Source organism: Methylobacterium sp. J-059, assembly GCF_022829485.1.
GTDB lineage: Bacteria > Pseudomonadota > Alphaproteobacteria > Rhizobiales > Beijerinckiaceae > Methylobacterium.
The window spans coordinates 119272-135913 of the sequence record NZ_JAKSYA010000109.1; the positions used below are offsets into that span (position 1 = coordinate 119272).

General features: G+C 70.8%; 19 protein-coding genes. 8 read left to right on the forward strand and 11 right to left on the reverse strand.

Going from position 1 to position 16642, the window contains the following annotated elements:
* The first annotated feature begins 4 nt into the window (after positions 1 to 4).
* The 3 genes from MKK55_RS14185 to MKK55_RS14195 are packed head-to-tail and all read left to right on the forward strand — an operon-like array spanning position 5 to position 3049.
* Complete coding sequence (locus MKK55_RS14185) at positions 5 to 1627, forward strand: ABC transporter ATP-binding protein (protein ID WP_147843085.1); 1623 nt, start codon at positions 5 to 7, stop codon at positions 1625 to 1627.
* Positions 1628 to 1631: 4 nt separating this feature from the next.
* Positions 1632 to 2849, forward strand: a complete 1218-nt coding sequence (locus MKK55_RS14190) for a phosphopentomutase (protein WP_243935405.1) — start codon at positions 1632 to 1634, stop codon at positions 2847 to 2849.
* 11 nt (positions 2850 to 2860) lie between these two features.
* Positions 2861 to 3049, forward strand: coding sequence for a DUF1192 domain-containing protein (locus MKK55_RS14195; protein ID WP_147842954.1), 189 nt, complete (start codon positions 2861 to 2863; stop codon positions 3047 to 3049).
* 10 nt (positions 3050 to 3059) lie between these two features.
* Here the strand turns inward: MKK55_RS14195 and MKK55_RS14200 are convergent, their stop codons facing one another.
* From MKK55_RS14200 to MKK55_RS14215, 4 genes are all read right to left on the reverse strand, one after another.
* Positions 3060 to 3779 carry a cytochrome c biogenesis CcdA family protein gene (locus tag MKK55_RS14200; protein WP_243935408.1) on the reverse strand — a complete coding sequence of 240 codons (720 nt, stop codon included), beginning with the start codon at positions 3777 to 3779 and terminating at the stop codon, positions 3060 to 3062.
* 10 nt (positions 3780 to 3789) lie between these two features.
* The gene (locus MKK55_RS14205) at positions 3790 to 4179 is read right to left on the reverse strand and encodes a thioredoxin family protein (RefSeq protein ID WP_243935410.1); all 390 of its coding nucleotides are present in this window, start codon (positions 4177 to 4179) and stop codon (positions 3790 to 3792) included.
* Between the two features lie 61 nt (positions 4180 to 4240).
* A complete protein-coding gene (locus tag MKK55_RS14210; RefSeq protein WP_243935316.1) occupies positions 4241 to 5059 on the reverse strand; it encodes a quinoprotein dehydrogenase-associated SoxYZ-like carrier in 819 nt (272 codons plus the stop codon).
* Between the two features lie 146 nt (positions 5060 to 5205).
* Complete coding sequence (locus MKK55_RS14215; protein ID WP_243935412.1) at positions 5206 to 5508, reverse strand: hypothetical protein; 303 nt, start codon at positions 5506 to 5508, stop codon at positions 5206 to 5208.
* Positions 5509 to 5755: 247 nt separating this feature from the next.
* On the opposite strand from MKK55_RS14215, the gene MKK55_RS14220 reads away from it, so the two are divergent.
* The 5 genes from MKK55_RS14220 (at position 5756) to MKK55_RS14240 (ending at position 9217) form a co-directional block, all read left to right on the forward strand.
* Positions 5756 to 6382, forward strand: a complete 627-nt coding sequence (locus tag MKK55_RS14220; RefSeq protein ID WP_147727475.1) for a TetR/AcrR family transcriptional regulator — start codon at positions 5756 to 5758, stop codon at positions 6380 to 6382.
* Between the two features lie 83 nt (positions 6383 to 6465).
* Positions 6466 to 6936, forward strand: a complete 471-nt coding sequence (locus MKK55_RS14225) for a DUF2852 domain-containing protein (protein WP_147842950.1) — start codon at positions 6466 to 6468, stop codon at positions 6934 to 6936.
* 125 nt (positions 6937 to 7061) lie between these two features.
* Positions 7062 to 7697, forward strand: coding sequence for a uracil phosphoribosyltransferase (gene upp, locus MKK55_RS14230; RefSeq protein WP_147727477.1), 636 nt, complete (start codon positions 7062 to 7064; stop codon positions 7695 to 7697).
* A gap of 81 nt (positions 7698 to 7778) precedes the next feature.
* Positions 7779 to 8789 (forward strand): NAD(P)H-quinone oxidoreductase, encoded by a 1011-nt coding sequence (locus MKK55_RS14235; RefSeq protein WP_243935414.1) that lies wholly within the window; start codon positions 7779 to 7781, stop codon positions 8787 to 8789.
* 122 nt (positions 8790 to 8911) lie between these two features.
* Positions 8912 to 9217 carry a hypothetical protein gene (locus MKK55_RS14240; protein ID WP_243935416.1) on the forward strand — a complete coding sequence of 102 codons (306 nt, stop codon included), beginning with the start codon at positions 8912 to 8914 and terminating at the stop codon, positions 9215 to 9217.
* 25 nt (positions 9218 to 9242) lie between these two features.
* Here MKK55_RS14240 and MKK55_RS14245 read toward each other — a convergent pair whose 3' ends face one another.
* From MKK55_RS14245 to MKK55_RS14275, 7 genes are all read right to left on the reverse strand, one after another.
* Positions 9243 to 10124 (reverse strand): 3-hydroxybutyryl-CoA dehydrogenase, encoded by an 882-nt coding sequence (locus MKK55_RS14245; RefSeq protein WP_147727480.1) that lies wholly within the window; start codon positions 10122 to 10124, stop codon positions 9243 to 9245.
* A gap of 213 nt (positions 10125 to 10337) precedes the next feature.
* Positions 10338 to 11291 carry an electron transfer flavoprotein subunit alpha/FixB family protein gene (locus MKK55_RS14250; RefSeq protein ID WP_147858070.1) on the reverse strand — a complete coding sequence of 318 codons (954 nt, stop codon included), beginning with the start codon at positions 11289 to 11291 and terminating at the stop codon, positions 10338 to 10340.
* Between the two features lie 66 nt (positions 11292 to 11357).
* Positions 11358 to 12107 (reverse strand): electron transfer flavoprotein subunit beta/FixA family protein, encoded by a 750-nt coding sequence (locus MKK55_RS14255; protein ID WP_147842944.1) that lies wholly within the window; start codon positions 12105 to 12107, stop codon positions 11358 to 11360.
* Between the two features lie 210 nt (positions 12108 to 12317).
* A complete protein-coding gene (locus MKK55_RS14260) occupies positions 12318 to 12890 on the reverse strand; it encodes a cob(I)yrinic acid a,c-diamide adenosyltransferase (RefSeq protein ID WP_147728509.1) in 573 nt (190 codons plus the stop codon).
* A 47-nt stretch (positions 12891 to 12937) separates the two neighbouring features.
* Entirely contained in the window at positions 12938 to 13570 is a 633-nt protein-coding gene (locus MKK55_RS14265; protein WP_147842942.1) for an acyloxyacyl hydrolase, read from the reverse strand.
* Between the two features lie 131 nt (positions 13571 to 13701).
* Positions 13702 to 13887, reverse strand: a complete 186-nt coding sequence (locus MKK55_RS14270; protein ID WP_147728507.1) for a twin transmembrane helix small protein — start codon at positions 13885 to 13887, stop codon at positions 13702 to 13704.
* Positions 13888 to 13979: 92 nt separating this feature from the next.
* A complete protein-coding gene (locus MKK55_RS14275) occupies positions 13980 to 16598 on the reverse strand; it encodes a TIGR02302 family protein (protein ID WP_243935418.1) in 2619 nt (872 codons plus the stop codon).
* Positions 16599 to 16642 lie beyond the last annotated feature (44 nt).

Genomic DNA, 16642 nt, shown 5'->3' on the forward strand with positions numbered 1-16642 from the left:
ATTGATGCCCGAGCCGCTGCTTTCCGTCGAGGATCTCTCGGTCGCCTTCCGATCGCGCGAAGGCGAGAGCCGCGCCGTCGATGGCGTGTCGTTCACGATCCTGCCGGGCGAGACCGTGGCGCTGGTCGGCGAGTCGGGATCGGGCAAGTCGGTCACCGCGCTCTCGATCCTGCGACTCCTCGACGGCGCCGCCCACCATCCGGGCGGGCGGATCGTGTTCAAGGGGCGCGACCTGCTCGCCCTGCCGGAGCGCGCGATGCGCAAGGTCCGCGGCGCCGACATCACCATGGTGTTCCAGGAGCCGATGACCTCGCTGAACCCGCTCCACACCATCGAGCGGCAGATCGGCGAGGTTCTGGGATTGCACCGCGGCCTGTCCGGCAAGGCGGCGCGGGCGCGCATCCTCGAATTGCTGGAGCTGGTCGGCCTGCGCGATGCCGCGCGCCGCATGGGCGCCTATCCGCACGAATTGTCCGGCGGCCAGCGCCAGCGGGTGATGATCGCGATGGCGCTCGCCTGCGAGCCGGATCTGCTCGTCGCCGACGAGCCGACCACGGCGCTCGACGTGACGGTGCAGGCGCAGATCCTCTCGCTGCTGGCCGACCTGCAGAAGCGGCTCGGCATGGCGATGCTGTTCATCACCCACGACCTCGGCATCGTCGAGCGCATCGCCGCGCGGGTCTGCGTGATGCTGAACGGTCGGATCGTCGAGGCCGGCCCGGTCGCCGCGGTGTTCGCCGACCCGCAGCACGCGTACACGCAGCGCCTGATCGCCTCCGAGCCGAAGGGCCGGGGCAACCCGGTCGCGGCGGATGCCGAGGCGCTGGTCGAGGCCGGCCCGCTGAAGGTGTGGTTTCCGCTCAAGGAGGGCTGGCTCCGGCGCACCGCCGGCTACGTCAAGGCGGTCGACGGCGTCGCCCTGCGGGTCCGTGCCGGCGAGACCGTCGGCGTCGTCGGCGAATCCGGCTCGGGCAAGACCACGTTGGGCCTCGCGCTGCTGCGGCTGACGGCGTCGGAGGGGCCGATCGTCTTCCTCGGCCGCGACATCGAGACCTACGGCGTCGCGGCGATGCGGCCCCTGCGCAAGGACATGCAGGTGGTCTTCCAGGACCCCTACGGCTCGCTCTCGCCGCGGATGTCGGTGGCCGACATCGTCGCCGAGGGGCTGGTGGTGCAGGGCGTGCCGAAGCGCGAGCATCGCGCCATCGTCGCGCAGGCGCTCACCGATGTCGGGCTCGATCCGGCGGCGATGGACCGCTACCCGCACGAGTTCTCCGGCGGCCAGCGCCAGCGCATCGCCATCGCCCGGGCGATGGTGCTCGACCCCCGCTTCGTCGTCCTCGACGAGCCGACCTCCGCGCTCGACCGCTCGGTGCAGTCGCAGATCGTGACCTTGCTGCGCGACCTGCAGCGCACCCGCGGCCTCGCCTACCTCTTCATCAGCCACGACCTCAAGGTGGTGCGCGCGCTCGCGAACTACGTGCTGGTGATGCAGAACGGCGTGGTGGTGGAAGAGGGACCGGCCGATGAGATCTTCTCCCGGCCGAAGACCGCGTACACCCGCACCCTGTTCTCGGCGGCCTTCGCGCTGAAGAGCGACACCGTCGCCGACGTCGAGCCGGTCTAGGACGATGGCGCGGGCACTGCTCATCGTCCTCGATTCCGTCGGCATCGGCGGCGCGCCGGACGCCGAACGCTACGGCGACGCCGGCTCCGACACGGTCGGCCACATCGCCGAGGCCTGCGCCGCGGGGCGGGGCGACCGCACCGGCCTACGTTCCGGCCCGTTGCGCCTGCCGCATCTGGCCGCCCTCGGCCTCGGCCTCGGCTGCGAGGCCGCCACGGGTCGGATGCCGCCGGGGCTCGCGCCGCCCGGCGCGCTCGCCGGCGCCTGGGGCCACGCCGTCGAGACCGCGGCCGGCAAGGACACGCCGTCCGGGCATTGGGAGATCGCCGGCCTCGCCATGCGCGAACCGTGGGGATATTTCCCGGATACGCGGCCGGCCTTTCCCGAGGCGCTGACGCGCGACCTGATCCGGCTCGGGGACCTGCCGGGCATCCTCGGCGACCGCCACGCCTCCGGCATCGCGATCATCGATGCGCTCGGCGCCGAGCACGTCCGGACCGGCAGGCCGATCTGCTACACGTCCGCCGACAGCGTCTTCCAGATCGCGGCCCACGAGGACGCCTTCGGCCTGGAGCGCCTCTACGACCTGTGCCGGATCGCGCGCGAGCTCTGCGACGCCTACCGGATCGGCCGGGTGATCGCCCGGCCCTTCGCCGGGACGGCAGAGGCAGGCTTTCGCCGGACGAGCCACCGCCGCGACTTCTCCGTCGCGCCGCCGGCCGACACCCTGCTCGACCGCCTCCAGGCCGCGGGCCGCGACGTGGTCAGCGTCGGCAAGATCGGCGACATCTTCGCCCACCGGGCCACCGGCCGCGAGATCAAGCCGGGCGCCAACATGGCGTGCCTCGACGCCGCGCTCGATGCGCTCGGAAGCCTCTCCGAGGGCGGGCTGGTCTTCGCCAACCTCGTCGACTTCGACAGCGAGCACGGCCACCGCCGCGACGTGCCGGGCTACGCCGCCGAGCTGGAAGCGTTCGACGCCCGCGTTCCCGACATCCTGGCGACGCTTCGCCCGGGCGACCTCTGCCTCGTCACCGCCGACCACGGCAACGACCCGACCTGGCACGGCACCGAGCATACCCGCGAGCAGGTGCCGGTCCTGGCCTTCGGGCCGGGGATCGCGCCGGGCCCGCTCGGGCGGCGCGCGACGTTCTCCGACATCGGCGCCACCGTCGCCCGCCATCTCGGCCTGCCGCCCGGCGTCGGGACGCCGGCCTTGTGAGGAGTTTTGCGATGCGGGACGACGACGAGCGGGTAAAGCGCCCGGTCCACCACGAGATCGGGCAGGGGCTCGACACCCTGTCGGTGGACGAGATCGATCACCGGATCGCGCTGCTGCAGGACGAGATCCGGCGGCTCGAGGCGGCCCGGACGGCCAAGCAGGCGGCGCTCGGCGCGGCGGACGCGTTCTTCAAGCGCTGAGGCGGCGCGTTCAGTAGCGCGTCGTGAGCGCGTTCAGCCAATCCGGCGAGGCGTCGACCAGCACCGCCTCGATCCGCTTGTCGGCGCCGAGCACGATCACCAGCCCGGTGGCGACGAGGATGAGACCGAGCGCCGCCTTCATTCCCTTGCCGGCCCGCATCAGCCGGTCGCGCCAGCGCATCAGGACGGATCGCGAGAGGGCGCCGAGGATCAGGAGCGGCAGGGCCGCGCCGATGCCGAAGACCAGCATCGTCAGGCCCACCGCCCCGAGGTCGCGTCCCTGTGCGGCCAGGATCGAGGCGGCGCCGAGCGTTGGGCCGACGCAGGGGCTCCAGACGGCGCCGAGCAGCAGCCCGACGCCGAACTGGCCCCACAGGCCGGTGGCGGAGAACCCGCCGAAGCGCGCCTCGGTCCAGTTCGCGACCGGCCCGGCGGCGACTGCGAGGCGCGTCTGCGCCGACGGCACCAGCAGGACGATCCCGACGAGGATCAGCAGGATCGCGGCGACGCGGCGGAACACGTCGCCGTCGAGCCCGAGACCGAAGCCGATCGTGGCGACGAACAGGCCGATCGCCACGAACGACAGGGCCAGCCCGCCCGCCAGCGCCGCCGGCCCGTAGCGATGCTCGGACGCCGCCGCCCCGAGCACCAGCGGCAGCAGCGGCAGCACGCAGGGCGAGAGCGTCGAGAGCAGTCCGGCGAGCAGCGCGAGGCCGAGGCTGACGAGCATCGCGTTCGGCCTAGAGGGTCTTCTCGACCAGCCCCTCGATCCATTCGGGCTGCGTCTCGCCGACCGAGCGGCCGGTCTCGACGGCGCCCTTGTAGGCGATCAGCGTGCTCTGCATGCGGACGTCGAGCTTGCGCAGCAGGTCCTTCTGGCTGTCGAAGTCGATGTCGAAGATCTGCAGGTCCTTGAAGCGCGGGTCGGCGCTGAGCTTGGCCAGGATCGGCTTCTGCGTCTTGCAGATCGGGCACCACGGCGCGCTGACCTCGACGAGGATCGGCTTGCTGGCCTTCTGCGCGGCGTCGAACGCCTCCTGCGAATAGGGCTTCATCTCCCCGGCCTGCGCCTGGGCGAAGGCCAGCGGCGCGAGGGCGAGGAGGGCGATGAGCGTACGGCGGCGTGTCATGAGCGTCGGATCCCCGGTTGGCGAAAGCCCGGCCCGCTCGGGCCGGGCGCGTCGTCGTCGATCAGTTGCTGACGGCCGGCACCGGGAAGGTGTGGTCGAACGTGCCGCCCTGGCTGTCGGTGGCCGCGACCGTGATCGGCGCGCTGCCCTCGGGGCGCATCTCGAAGCCGATCACCGGGTTCGACGAGATCGAGATGTCGCCTTCCAGCGTGAAGACGTTGCGCGCGCCCTGGCTGACGCTGATCCGGTCGAGGTAGCGGGCGGGCGTGTACTCGCGCGAAACCTGGTTCATCTGCATGCCGGAAAAGTTCGGGTGGCGGATCATCAGCGTCGCCGGCATCGCCTTGTCGGCGGTGAGGTCGGAGAACTTCATCCGCATGTCGCCCATGCCCTTCATCGCGTCCGCGTCGGTCATCCCCATCGGCGCCGAGCAGCCGCCCGATGCCTTTACGAAGATCTCGGACGCGACGAGGCGCCCGTCCTTGGTCTCGGCCACGGCGTGGACGTTGGAATAGGTGTTGACCCGCACCCGCATCTTCAGCTGCGCCGGGTCGCCGGCCGGCCCGAAGTCGACATGGGCGGCGAGCGGTGCCGGGTTGTCGTCGATGATGAGGTACAGCCCCTTCACCTGGTCCTTCCTGGCGACGGTGAGCGTCACCGGGACCAGGGCGGCGTCCTCGGCGCGCACCGGCATGTCGATCGACACAAGCTTGCCGGGCTCGACCTTTCGGTCGCCGAACACCTGCTTCTGCAGCTCCTGCCAGCGTGCCGCGCGCTCGGCGTCGCCGTCGCCGGCCGCCGCGAAGGCAACGCCGGCCGAGGCCAGCACGGGCAACGCGACGGCGAGGCCGACGACGGTCTTTCGGATGATGTGGCGCATGGCGTTTCCTCGTAATCTCTTCGTTCGTTGCATCGGTGCTCTTGATGGCACCGCCGTCACGATAGACTTATAGAGGAGATTGCCGAATTTCCTCGGTCAAAACATAGTGCGCCGCGCGTCGTGCCGAGCCGCCGGCACGGTTGCGTCTAAGATGCGTTCGGCTTGCGGAGCACCCGCTCGTCCGCGACGAGCCGCTCCAGCTCGGCCTCGCCGACCGCATCCATCGGCGCGCGGATGCGGATCGCCCGCGTCGGCTCGCCGGCGCGCATCACCAGCACCACGGTCTCGATGTCCGGGCAGCCGGGGTCGGCACAGGCGATCTCGTTGACGGTGATCGCATCCTCCGGGCCGAGCCCGAGGGCATCCGAGCATGCGACCTTCAGAAGCTTGGCGCGCTGAGCCTGCTCGGCCGAGCGCGCCCGCCACGCCTTCAGGCTGACGAAGGCCATGCTCGCGATTCTCCGTTCCGCGCCGAGGGGTCGCACGGCATCCCGAGCCCTGCCGATCACCGGATGAAACACTGTTGCATCGGGCGTGGCTGTCAAGCCTCATTCCTGCGAGCATCGTCGACTGGTAGACGCAACGATGTCGGGGAAAGCCGGATTTCTGGTAAGCTCGCACGATCGCCGAAACAAACGCGACGCTCGCTCGTAAACGTCGCGCGCCCGCGTCCGGGGTGCAGGTGAGGAGTACCCGGTGCGACCCTGGCGAGACGGACCCGCTGATCGACGTGGCTACCACCACGGCAACCTGAAGGAGGCGCTGATCGAGGCCGCGCGCCGCTTCATCGCCGAGCGCGGCATCGGCGGCTTCACCCTGGTCGACGCCGCCCGCCTCGTCGGCGTCACCCCGGCCGCGCTCTACCGGCATTTCCGCGGCCGCGAGGCGTTGCTCGAGGAACTCGCCGGGCGCGGCTTCGCGGATCTGGCCGAGCGGCTGGCGCGCGCGCTCACCGCCCGCGGCACCCCGCTGGAGCGCTTCACCCGGATGGGGGAGGCCTACCTCGCCTTCGCGGAGGAGGAGCCGGGCTACTACGCGGCGATCTTCGAGACCCGCGGCGTCCACGCCCCGAACGAGGCCGGGCCGCGCCCGAGCCCGTTCGACCTCCTGGTCGAGGCGTTGCAGGCGACCTTCCCCGACGGGTTCGGCGGCGTCGCCCCGCGCTTCATCGCGCTGGAGGTCTGGGCGCTCTCGCACGGGCTGGCGACCCTCGCGGCGGCGGGACACCTACCGAAGGGGCCGGGCATTCCCGACAAGTACGAGCTTCTGCGCGCCGGCGTGCTCGCCCTCGTCCACGGCGCCGGGGCGGGCAAGCCGGGGTGATGCGCATCGCGCGTCGCACCCCTTGAAAGGCCTGCGGGCCGCCCGCATGTTAACGCTGTTCACATGAACAGCGGAGCCTTACCGTGAGCACTTCCACTTCCTCCCCCTGGGCGAGCGGCAAGGTCAGCCGCTGCGGCCCGTTTCCGCGCCGCTCGATCGAGATCGGCGCGATCGTAGTGAGCTTCATCTACTGGTGGCCCGTCGGCCTCGCCCTGGTGGCGTGGAAGATCGCCGGGTATCCGGCCCTCGGGGAACTGCGCGACTACGCCAAGCGCGGCGCCGCGGGCTGGGAGGGCGGCACCGCCCGAGCCTCGCGCTTCGCCCGCGCATTCGAGGCCTCGAACCGCCGCGGAACCACCGGCAACTGGGCCTTCGAGGAGTATCGCAAGGCCGAGCTCGACCGGCTCGACGCCCAGCGCCGCGCCCTGCAGGAGGAAAGCCGCGCCTTCGCCGAGTTCGTCGAGGAGCTAAAGCGCGCCAAGGATCGCGACCAGTTCGACGCCTTCATGGCCAAGCGCCGCGCCGACGGGACCGACAAGTCCTTCACCGCCTGATCCCGACGCGCGACCGACGAGATCGAGGGCCTTCCGTGCGAGCGGAAGGCCCTTTTTCGTGGGGTTCGCGTTGCGCCCGGGATCGCCGTTCGGCAAAGCGGGAGGGCACGCGTCGGGAGGACAGGATGAGCCAGGCAACGGTCACGGTGGTCGACCACCCCCTCGTCCAGCACAAGCTGACGCTCCTGCGCGACAAGAACCGCTCGACGCAGGGTTTCCGCAACCTGCTCAACGAGATCGGGATGCTGCTCGCTTATGAAGTGACGCGCGACCTGCCGCTGGAGCCGGTGACAATCGAGACGCCGATCCAGACGATGGAGGGGCGCCAGATCCAGGGCAAGAAGCTGGTCCTCGCCCCGATCCTGCGCGCCGGCGTCGGCTTCCTCGACGGGATGCTGTCGCTGCTGCCCTCGGCTCGCGTCGCGCATGTCGGGCTCTACCGCGACCCGGAGACGCTCGAGGCGGTCGAGTACTACTTCAAGGCGCCGTCGGACCTCGCCGATCGCACGGTGCTGGTGCTCGACCCGATGCTCGCCACCGCGAATTCCGCCATCGCCGCGCTGACGCGGCTGAAGGCGCGCGGCGCGCAGGACCTGCGCTTCGTCTGCCTGCTCGCCGCGCCGGAGGGCGTCGCCCGGCTTCAGGCCGCTCACCCCGACGTGCCGATCTGGACCGCGGCGATCGACAGCCACCTCAACGACCACAGCTACATCGTGCCGGGCCTGGGCGATGCCGGCGACCGGATGTACGGCACCCGCTGAGACGCGCGGGCCTTGGACCCGGGCTTGCCAACGGAGCGTCCGGCGGCAACTAGGGGCGAACCCTCGCGAGGAGACCGCCCGATGATGACGACGCTGCCCGAGACCATGCGCCAGGTCTGCTTCAACGGAGCCGGCGGCCCCGAGGTGATCGGCATCGAGACGGTGCCGCTGCCGAAGGCCGGGCCGGGACAGGTGCTGATCGAGGTGGTGTCGGCCGGCGTCAACCGTCCGGACGTGATGCAGCGCGGCGGCAAGTATCCGCCGCCGAAGGGCGCCACCGCAGTGCCGGGCCTCGAGGTCGCGGGCCGCATCGCGGCGCTCGGCGAGGGCGTATCCCGCCTGTCCCTCGGCGACGAGGTCTGCGCGCTGGTGATCAGCGGCGGCTACGCCGAGTTCGCGGTGGCGGAGGCCGGGCATTGCCTGCCGAAGCCCGAGGCGCTGTCGCTCGTCGATGCCGGCGGCATCCCCGAGACGTTCTTCACGGTCTATTCCAACGTGGTGCAGCGCGGGCGGCTCGCCGCGGGCGAGACCTTCCTCGTCCATGGCGGATCGAGCGGCATCGGCTCCACGGCGATCCAGATCGCCACGCACCTCGGCGCCCGCGTGCTGACGACGGCCGGCTCGGCCAAGAAGTGCGCGTTCTGCGAGTCGCTCGGCGCTGACGCCGCGATCAACTACCGCGAGGCCGACTTCGCCGAGGAGGTCCAGCGGCTGACCGACGGCAAGGGCGTCGACGTCATCCTCGACATGATCGGTGCGAGCTACCTCGCCAAGAACCTCGCCTCGCTCGCGATCGAGGGTCGCCTCGTGCTGATCGCCCTGATGGGCGGCAACAAGGTCGAGGCGCTCAACATCACGCCGATCATGATCAAGCGGCTCACCTTCACCGGCGCCACGCTGCGGCCGCGTCCGAACGCCGAGAAGGCGGAAATCGCCGACGGGCTCCGCCGCGACGTGTGGCCGGAGCTCGATGCCGGCCGCATCCGCCCGGTGATCCACGCGACCTTCCCCCTGGAAGAGGCGCAGAAGGCGCATGCTCTGATGGAGTCGAGCGCCCACCTCGGCAAGATCCTGCTCGTCACCGGCCGCTGAGGCCGAGCGCGGCCGTATCGGGAGGAACCCCCGGCGACGGACCGGCGTTTGCCGGGTCGAGAACGCGTGCCGCCCTTCGGCACGCGGCGACGCCCTGACGGCGTATCGGTGAGGTCCTTGGAATGGTCGAGAAGCTTCCCAATCAGAACGCGCGCCAGGGCGAGCGCGGCAAGTCGGTGCTGTGGGTGCTGGTCGGCAGCCTCGTGCTGCTCGCGGTCGCCACGATCGGCCTGCTGACGTGGAACGGAGCCAACGCGCCGAAGGACTATGCCAGCCAGAGCCAGGACGCGTCGCGCAAGGAGATCACCGGGTCGGTGACGGGCTCGAGCAACGCGCCGGCGTCGAGCAACACCGGCGCCGTTCCGGCCGGCAACCCGACCTACCCGCAGCCGGCCCAGCCGAGCGCCAACGGCAATCAGCCCAAGTAGGCGATGAAAGCGACCCGGCCCGCGCTCAGCGGGTCGGGACCGGCGTCTCGCCGCGATAATCGTAGAAGCCGCGCTTGACCTTGCGGCCGAGCCAGCCGGCCTCGACGTACTTCACCAGCAGCGGGCACGGCCGGTACTTCGAATCCGCCAGACCCTCGTAGAGCACCTGCATTACCGACAGGCAGGTATCGAGGCCGATGAAGTCGGCGAGCTGCAGCGGGCCCATCGGGTGGTTCGCGCCGAGCCGCATCGCGGTGTCGATCGATTCCACCGAGCCGACGCCCTCGTAGAGCGTGTAGATCGCCTCGTTGATCATCGGCAGCAGGATGCGGTTGACGATGAAGGCCGGAAAATCCTCCGACATCGTCGAGGTCTTGCCGAGCTTTGCGATGAACGCCTTGGCCGACTCGTAGGTCGGGTCCTCCGTGGCGATGCCGCGGATCAGCTCGACGAGCTGCATCACCGGCACCGGGTTCATGAAGTGGATGCCGATGAAGCGCTCCGGCCGGTCGGTCGAGGCGGCGAGCCGGGTGATCGAGATCGAGGACGTGTTGGTGGCGATCAGCGCATCGGGCCGCAGCGACGTGCACAGCGTCGAGAAGATCTGCCGCTTGGTCGCCTCGTTCTCGGTCGCGGCCTCGATAACGAGGTCGCAGGGGCCGAGGTCGTCGTAGCTGCGGGCGGCGACGATGCGCTCGCGGACGTCGCGGCGCTGTCCCTCGTCCATCGTGCCCTTCGAGACCTGGCGCGCGAGGTTGCCGTCGATGTTGGCGAGGCCGGCGTTCAGGCGGTCGGGATCGCGGTCGTTCAGCAGAACGTCGAGGCCGGCCGCTGCGCAGACGTGAGCGATGCCGCTCCCCATCTGCCCGGCACCGATGATGCCGACCCGCTTGATATCGATGCCCATCTGTCGATCCATGCCCCCGACGCCGACGACCGAAGCGGTTGTCGAGCTGCCCTACGCCGCACGGCCCACCATCCGACGCGAAAGCTGGAAGGACTGTGCGGCGTTTCTTTTAGACCCTTCGTCGGCCCAAGTGGAACCCGTCGCGCACGCGATCGCGCGACGGGTTCGACCGGGTGACCCGATCCGACGACCTTCGGATCGCGACGAACGACTTCAGTTGCCCTTGGCCTTGCCGATCTCGGCCTGCAGTTCCGGCACGATCTGGAACAGGTCGCCGACGAGCCCGTAATCCGCCACCTGGAAGATCGGCGCGTCCTCGTCCTTGTTGATCGCGACGATGACCTTCGAATCCTTCATGCCGGCCAGGTGCTGGATCGCGCCGGAGATGCCGACGGCGACGTAGAGGTCGGGCGCGACCACCTTGCCGGTCTGGCCGACCTGCCAGTCGTTGGGGGCGTAGCCGGCATCGACCGCGGCGCGGGAGGCGCCGACGGCGGCGCCGAGCGAGTCGGCCAGCGGCTCGATCAGCTCCTTGAACTTGTCGGCCGAGCCGAGCGAGCGACCGCCGGAGACGATGCTCTTGGCCGCCGCCAGCTCCGGCCGGTCGGACTTGGCGATCTCCTCGCCCTTGAAGGTCGAGCCGCCGGCAGGGGGCGCCGCCGCCGTCACCGCCTCGACGGGGGCCGCCGCTCCGCCCTCGCCGGTGGCCTTGAAGGCGGCGGTGCGGACGGTGATCACCTTCTTGCCGGCGCCGGCCTGGACGGTCTGGATCGCGTTGCCGGCATAGATCGGGCGCTCAAACGTGTCGGGCGACACGACCGCCATGATGTCGGAGATCTGCGCGACGTCGAGCAGGGCGGCGACGCGCGGCAGGATGTTCTTGCCGGTGGTGGTCGCCGAGCACACGATCGCGTCGTAGGGCTCCGCGATCGCGACGATCAGCGCGGCGACCGGCTCGGCGAGGTCGTGGTCGTAGGCCGCGTCCTCGGCCAGCAGCACCTTGTCGACGCCGTCGAGCTTGGCCGCCGCGTCGGCGGCGGCCCGGCTGCCGGCGCCGACGACGAGGGCGTGGATGGGGGCGCCGAGCTGCTTGGCGGCGGTGAGCGCCTTCAAGGTGCCGTCCTTGATCTCGGACTGGCCGTGCTCGACGAGGAGGAGGGTGGTCATCGGTTCAAACCTCGGATCTCGGATGAGGCGCGCGCTCGACCGGATGCGGGAGCGCGCGCTGCGGGACTAGATGACGTTGGCCTCGGTCTTCAGCTTCTGCACGAGCTCGGCGGCCGAGCCGACCTTGATGCCGGCCGAGCGGCCCGGCGGCTCGGCGGTCTTGAGGACCTTCAGCTTCGGGGTGACGTCGACGCCGAGGGCGTCGGGCGCCATCTCCTCGAGCGGCTTCTTCTTCGCCTTCATGATGTTGGGCAACGAGGCGTAGCGCGGCTCGTTGAGGCGCAGGTCGGTCGTGACGATCGCCGGGAGCTTGAGCGACACCGTCTGCAGGCCGCCGTCGACCTCGCGGGTCACGTCGAGGCTGCCCTCGCCGGCCTCGATCTTGAAGGCGAAGGTGCCCTGCGGCCAGCCGAGCAGCGCCGCGAGCATCTGGCCGGTCTGGTTCGAATCGTCGTCGATCGCCTGCTTGCCGAGGATCACCAGCTCCGGGTTCTCCTTCTCGACGATCGCCTTCAGGATCTTGGCCACCGCCAGCGGCTCGCAGACCGTGTCGGTCTTCACCAGGATCGCGCGGTCGGCGCCCATCGCGAGCGCGGTGCGGAGCGTCTCCTGGGCCTGCTGCGGGCCGATCGACACCGCCACGATCTCGGTGACCTTGCCCTTCTCCTTCAGGCGGATCGCCTCCTCGACGGCGATCTCGTCGAAGGGGTTCATCGACATCTTGACGTTGGCGAGCTCGACCCCGGAGCCGTCGGCCTTGACGCGGATCTTAACGTTGTAATCGACGACCCGCTTGACGGGCACCAGAACCTTCATGGCGGTCTACTTCCTCCGCGGCCGGATTGTTGTGATCGGCGAATTTCGGAGCGCCTTCGCAGGCGGCTCGCACAGGGCGCGGACCGTAACGGCCACATTTCCGCCTTGTCAACGCGGCGCGCGCACGCGCTTTCGAAAAGCCGCGGACGGTCGGCGAAGGGAATTCGGATCTGCGGTACGGCGGCGGGCGCGAATCGGCCCGGGCCCACCCTAGCGGTTCTTGCCGGGAACCCAGAGCACGTCGTCGGCGCCGTCGGCGTTGGCCGCGCGGCTCGCCACGAACAGGAAGTCCGACAGGCGGTTAAGGTACTTCAGCGCCTCGGGCGAGACGATCTCGCCCTCGGTCGCCGCAAGCGCGACGGCGAGCCGCTCGGCCCGGCGGCTCACGGTGCGGGCGAGGTGGAGCGCAGCGGCGGCCGGCGAGCCGCCGGGCAGCACGAAGGACTTCAGCGGCGCGATGTTGGCATTGAGCGCGTCGATGTCGGCTTCGAGCCGCGCCACCTGCGAGGCGACGATCCGCAGGGGCTCGTAGGCCGGCGGCGCGTCGCTCGGGGGCGTCGCGAGGTCGGCGCCGAGATCGAACAGGTCGTTCTGGATCGCGCCGAGCATCGCGTCGATGCGCGGCTCGGCGTGCTGGCGGGCGAGGCCGACGCAGGCGTTGGTCTCGTCGACGGTGCCGTAGGTCTCGACCCGCAGGTCCGCCTTCGACCGGCGCTGGCCGTCGGCCAGGGCGGTGGTGCCCTTGTCGCCGGTGCGGGTGTAGATGCGGTTGAGGGTGACCACGGGTGCGCCGACGCTTTCAGGTCAGAAGATGTAGCCGAGCTTGCAGATCAGAAGGTGTAGCCGAGCTTGCCGCCGAAGTTGGTCAGGCCGCGGTTCTCGCCGCACAGGCCGGCATTCGACATGTGCTCGACGGTCGCCATGATGCTCCAATGATCGGTGATGCGGAAGCCGAGCGCCGCGGCCTCGCGGAACAGAGGCGAGCAGCCGAGCGAGTTGAAGCCGTACGGGGCGAGCGCCTTCGGGCCGGTATAGCCGTTATGCGCGGCGCCGCCGAAGAAGCCGTCGATGAAGACGCGGCGGTCGAAGGTCTCGGGGAAGAGGTCGACCGACCAGGTCGCGCCGAGATAGGCGTAGCTGGTCCGGCCGCCGGTGTTGTAGCTGCCGCCCACCGTCGGGCGCGGCACGAAGGCCTGCCAGAACGGATCGGCGCTCACCAGCGGCTTCGAGAACAGGATCTCGCCGTTGACGTTCTGCTTCTCGAAGCCCGGGAGCTTGCCCTCGGCGCTGCCGGGATCCTGCACGGCGCCGCCGATCCGGACTTCGGAGACGATGCTGAGGGGCTGCACCGGCGGCGCGTAGGCCGCGGGCCGCGGCGCGTACCCGAGATCGGCTGCCGCGACGGGCGAGGCGATCGCGAGGGCAAGAGCGCCGGCGACGAGACGATGCGAGGAGGACTTCATGCGGGGCGGATCCGGTTGAACCCGCAATTCCTAGCATGGGCCGGCCTGCCGGGGGCGCCGTTTCATCCGGCCCGCGCTCGAATGCGCCCCGGTGCGGCCCGGCGGTCACAGTCCCGGGCCGCCCCGATCCATCAGGCCGAGCGCCACCAGGCCACGCCCATGATCACCAGGATCGCCACGAACTGCAGCAGCACGCGCAGGCGCATCAGGCGCTGGGACAGGTTGGCGTCGCCCCCGCGCATCATGTTGGCGAGGCCGAGGAGGAGGATGACCGCGACCGCGAGGCAGGCGACGAGGACGACGGAGTTGCCGGACATGGACGGACGATCTCGACTGCAAGCGATTCCGCCGTTGTAGGCGCTTCGCCGGGCGAACGGCAGGGGCGATGCGACGCGGGCCGTGCCCCGGCTCAGTTCCGGCGCAGCAGGCGCTCGAAGTAGTCGAGCTCCTCCTGCGAGCGAGTCGGGTCGCCGAGCTTGCGCCGCAGCTCCTCCATGATCCGGCGCGCCCGCTGCACCGCCGATTCGTCGGCGGTCGGCACGCGCACGCGGCCGTCGCTCATGTCGCGCCCGCGGGTCGGGCGGCCGAGCGGGTCGTCGTCCTTGGCACCGGCCTGTCCCTGCTGGCCGGGCTGCTGGCCGTCGGGCTTGTCGCCCTGGCCCTCGCCCTCGGCTTCGGCCGATTCCTGCATCTGCTGCTGCATGCCGTCGGCACCGCGCTTGAGCCCGTCGAGGGCGCGGCCCTGCGCGTCGACCGCGTCGCCGTCCTGGCCGTCCTTCAGGGCGTTCTCGGCCTCGCGCATCGCATCCTCGGCATCCGAAAGGCCTTCCTCGCCCTTCATGCCGTTCTCCTTCATGCGGTTCTGAAGGTCCTGTAGGCGCTGGCGCAGGGCCTGCTGGCGCTCGCCGACCCCGCCCTGCTGGCCCGGCTGCCCCTTGCCTTGCTGGCCCTGGCCCTGCTGCCCCTGCTCGCCTTGACCTTGCTGGCCCTGGCCCTGCTGGCCGGGGCTCTGCTGCCCCTTCTGCCCGGGCTTCTGCCCCGGCTGACCGCGGCTCGGCGGACGCTGGCCCTGCTCGCCGCGGGGCTTCTCCTGGCCTTCCTTGAAGGTCTCGTCGCGCAGGCCCTGCTGCTCGCGGGCCATCTGGTCGAGCTCCTTCATCTGCTTCTGCATCTCGCGGGCGGTCGGGTCGGACTTGCCGCCCTGCTCGGCGCTCTGCAGGTTCTCCAGGATGTTGCGCAGCTGCTCCATCAGGCGCTGCGCCTCGGCCGTGTCGCCGCGCTTCATCGCCTCGGCCATGTCTTTGAGCATCTTGTCGAGGTCGTCCGGCGTCACGCTCTTCGATGGCTGGCCCTGCTTGTCGCGCGAGCCCTGCTCGCGCGGCTGCTTGCTCTGCTTCTCGGCCAGCTGCTTCATGAACTTGTCGAGGGCCTGCTTGAGATTCTGGGTCAGGCGCTGGATCTCGTCGTCGGGCGCGTTCTTCTCGATCGCCTCCTTGAGCCGGTCCTGCGCCTGCCGGAGCTTCTTCTCGGCGTCGGAAAGGCCGCCGTCCTCGATCTTGAGGGCCATCTCCCAAAGCAGGTCCGCGACCTCGGTGAGCGCGGCATCGTTGCCGGCCGTCCGCAGGCGCCGCGCCGCGGTCTTCAGGCCGAGGAACACCCCCGGCTGCGGCGTGAACATCTCGGGCGCAACGAGCAGTCCGTCGAGCGCCATCTGCACGCGGGCGCGGCCCTCGTCCGGCGTCACCACGAGGCGACGGCGCTCCTCGGCCAGCGCCCGCGCCAGCGGATCGCGGAAGGGGCGGGCGGGCAGCACCATCTCGATCGTCGGCGTGCGGCCCTCCTGGCCGGCCTCGTCCTTGACGAGATAGGTGAAGCGCACCTTCGCGCCCGACCAGGGGTTGTCGGTCAGGTCCACGAGCGTCTTGGTGTCGGTCTCGCCGCTCGCATCGCCCGGCAGCGCCAGGGCGATGCGCGGCGGCGGCACAAGCGAGCGCGTCCCCTCCAGCGGCTCGACGATCCCCTCGGCCGAGGCGATGCCGTAATCGTCCTTGGCGCGGTAGCTCAGGTTGAAGGTGCCACGCCCGTTCACCTCCGGGCCGCCGACCGCGTGGACCTCGGGCGGGGTGTCGGGGATCGCCTCGACGATCAGGCGCTGGGTCTGCCCCGGCGCGGCGATGGTGAGCTCGGCCGTCGGCCCGACGATCTGGAACCGGTCCTCGCGCAGGTCGGGTCGCGGCTCCTTGCCGGGCACGGCCTTGAGCCCGGCATTCGGCGTCAGCACGGTCTGCGCCGGGCTCTCGCCGGCGATGCGCACGATCAGCTGCGAATTCACCGGCACGCGCAGGCGCTGCTCGCCGCCCGACATCGCGACCGCGAGCGGCGGAAGCCGGGTGTAGAGCGGCGGGTCGATCCAGCCGTCGATGCGGTAATTCGGGCCGGCCGAAGCGGCTTCGCGCCAGTCGAAGGCGCTGCCGAGGCGCTCGCGCCATTCCGGGCCGGCGACGAACAGGCTCGCCACCGCCGCGACCACGAGGCCGGCGCGCAGCGCGAACGGGTCGTGGCGCGGCATGCCGGGCCGCGGCCGGCCGACGCGTAGCGTCGCGACGGCGCTTGCCGCGCGCGCCTGATGCAAGGCCCAGAGCGCCCGCGTGTCGGGATCGGTGGTGCCGACGGCGAGCGTGTCCTCGATCGTCGAGGCCGGGGCGTGAACCAGCGTCGCGTCGCGCGCCCCCGCCTCGCGGTCGATGCGGGCGAGCGCGGCGCGCCGGTCCGTCCGGCGCAGCCGAGCGAGCGGGGCAAGCACGGCGACCAGCGCGGCACCGAAGGCGACGAGGCCGACGATGCGCCAGGTGGCGGAGAGATCGAGCCAGAGGCCGAGCCAGGAGACGGCGAGGAATGCCAGCACGACGCCGAGGCCGCGCCACAGCACCGGCCAGGCCCGCTCCCACAGGCCGGCGGCGTTGGAGCGCGCCACCAGCCGGTCGAGCCGTGCGGCGGTGCCGGATCGCTTCGGATCGTTACTGCTCACGCCCGCAATCGCCTCGCCGCCCTCGAACCAGCACGTTCGTGCAG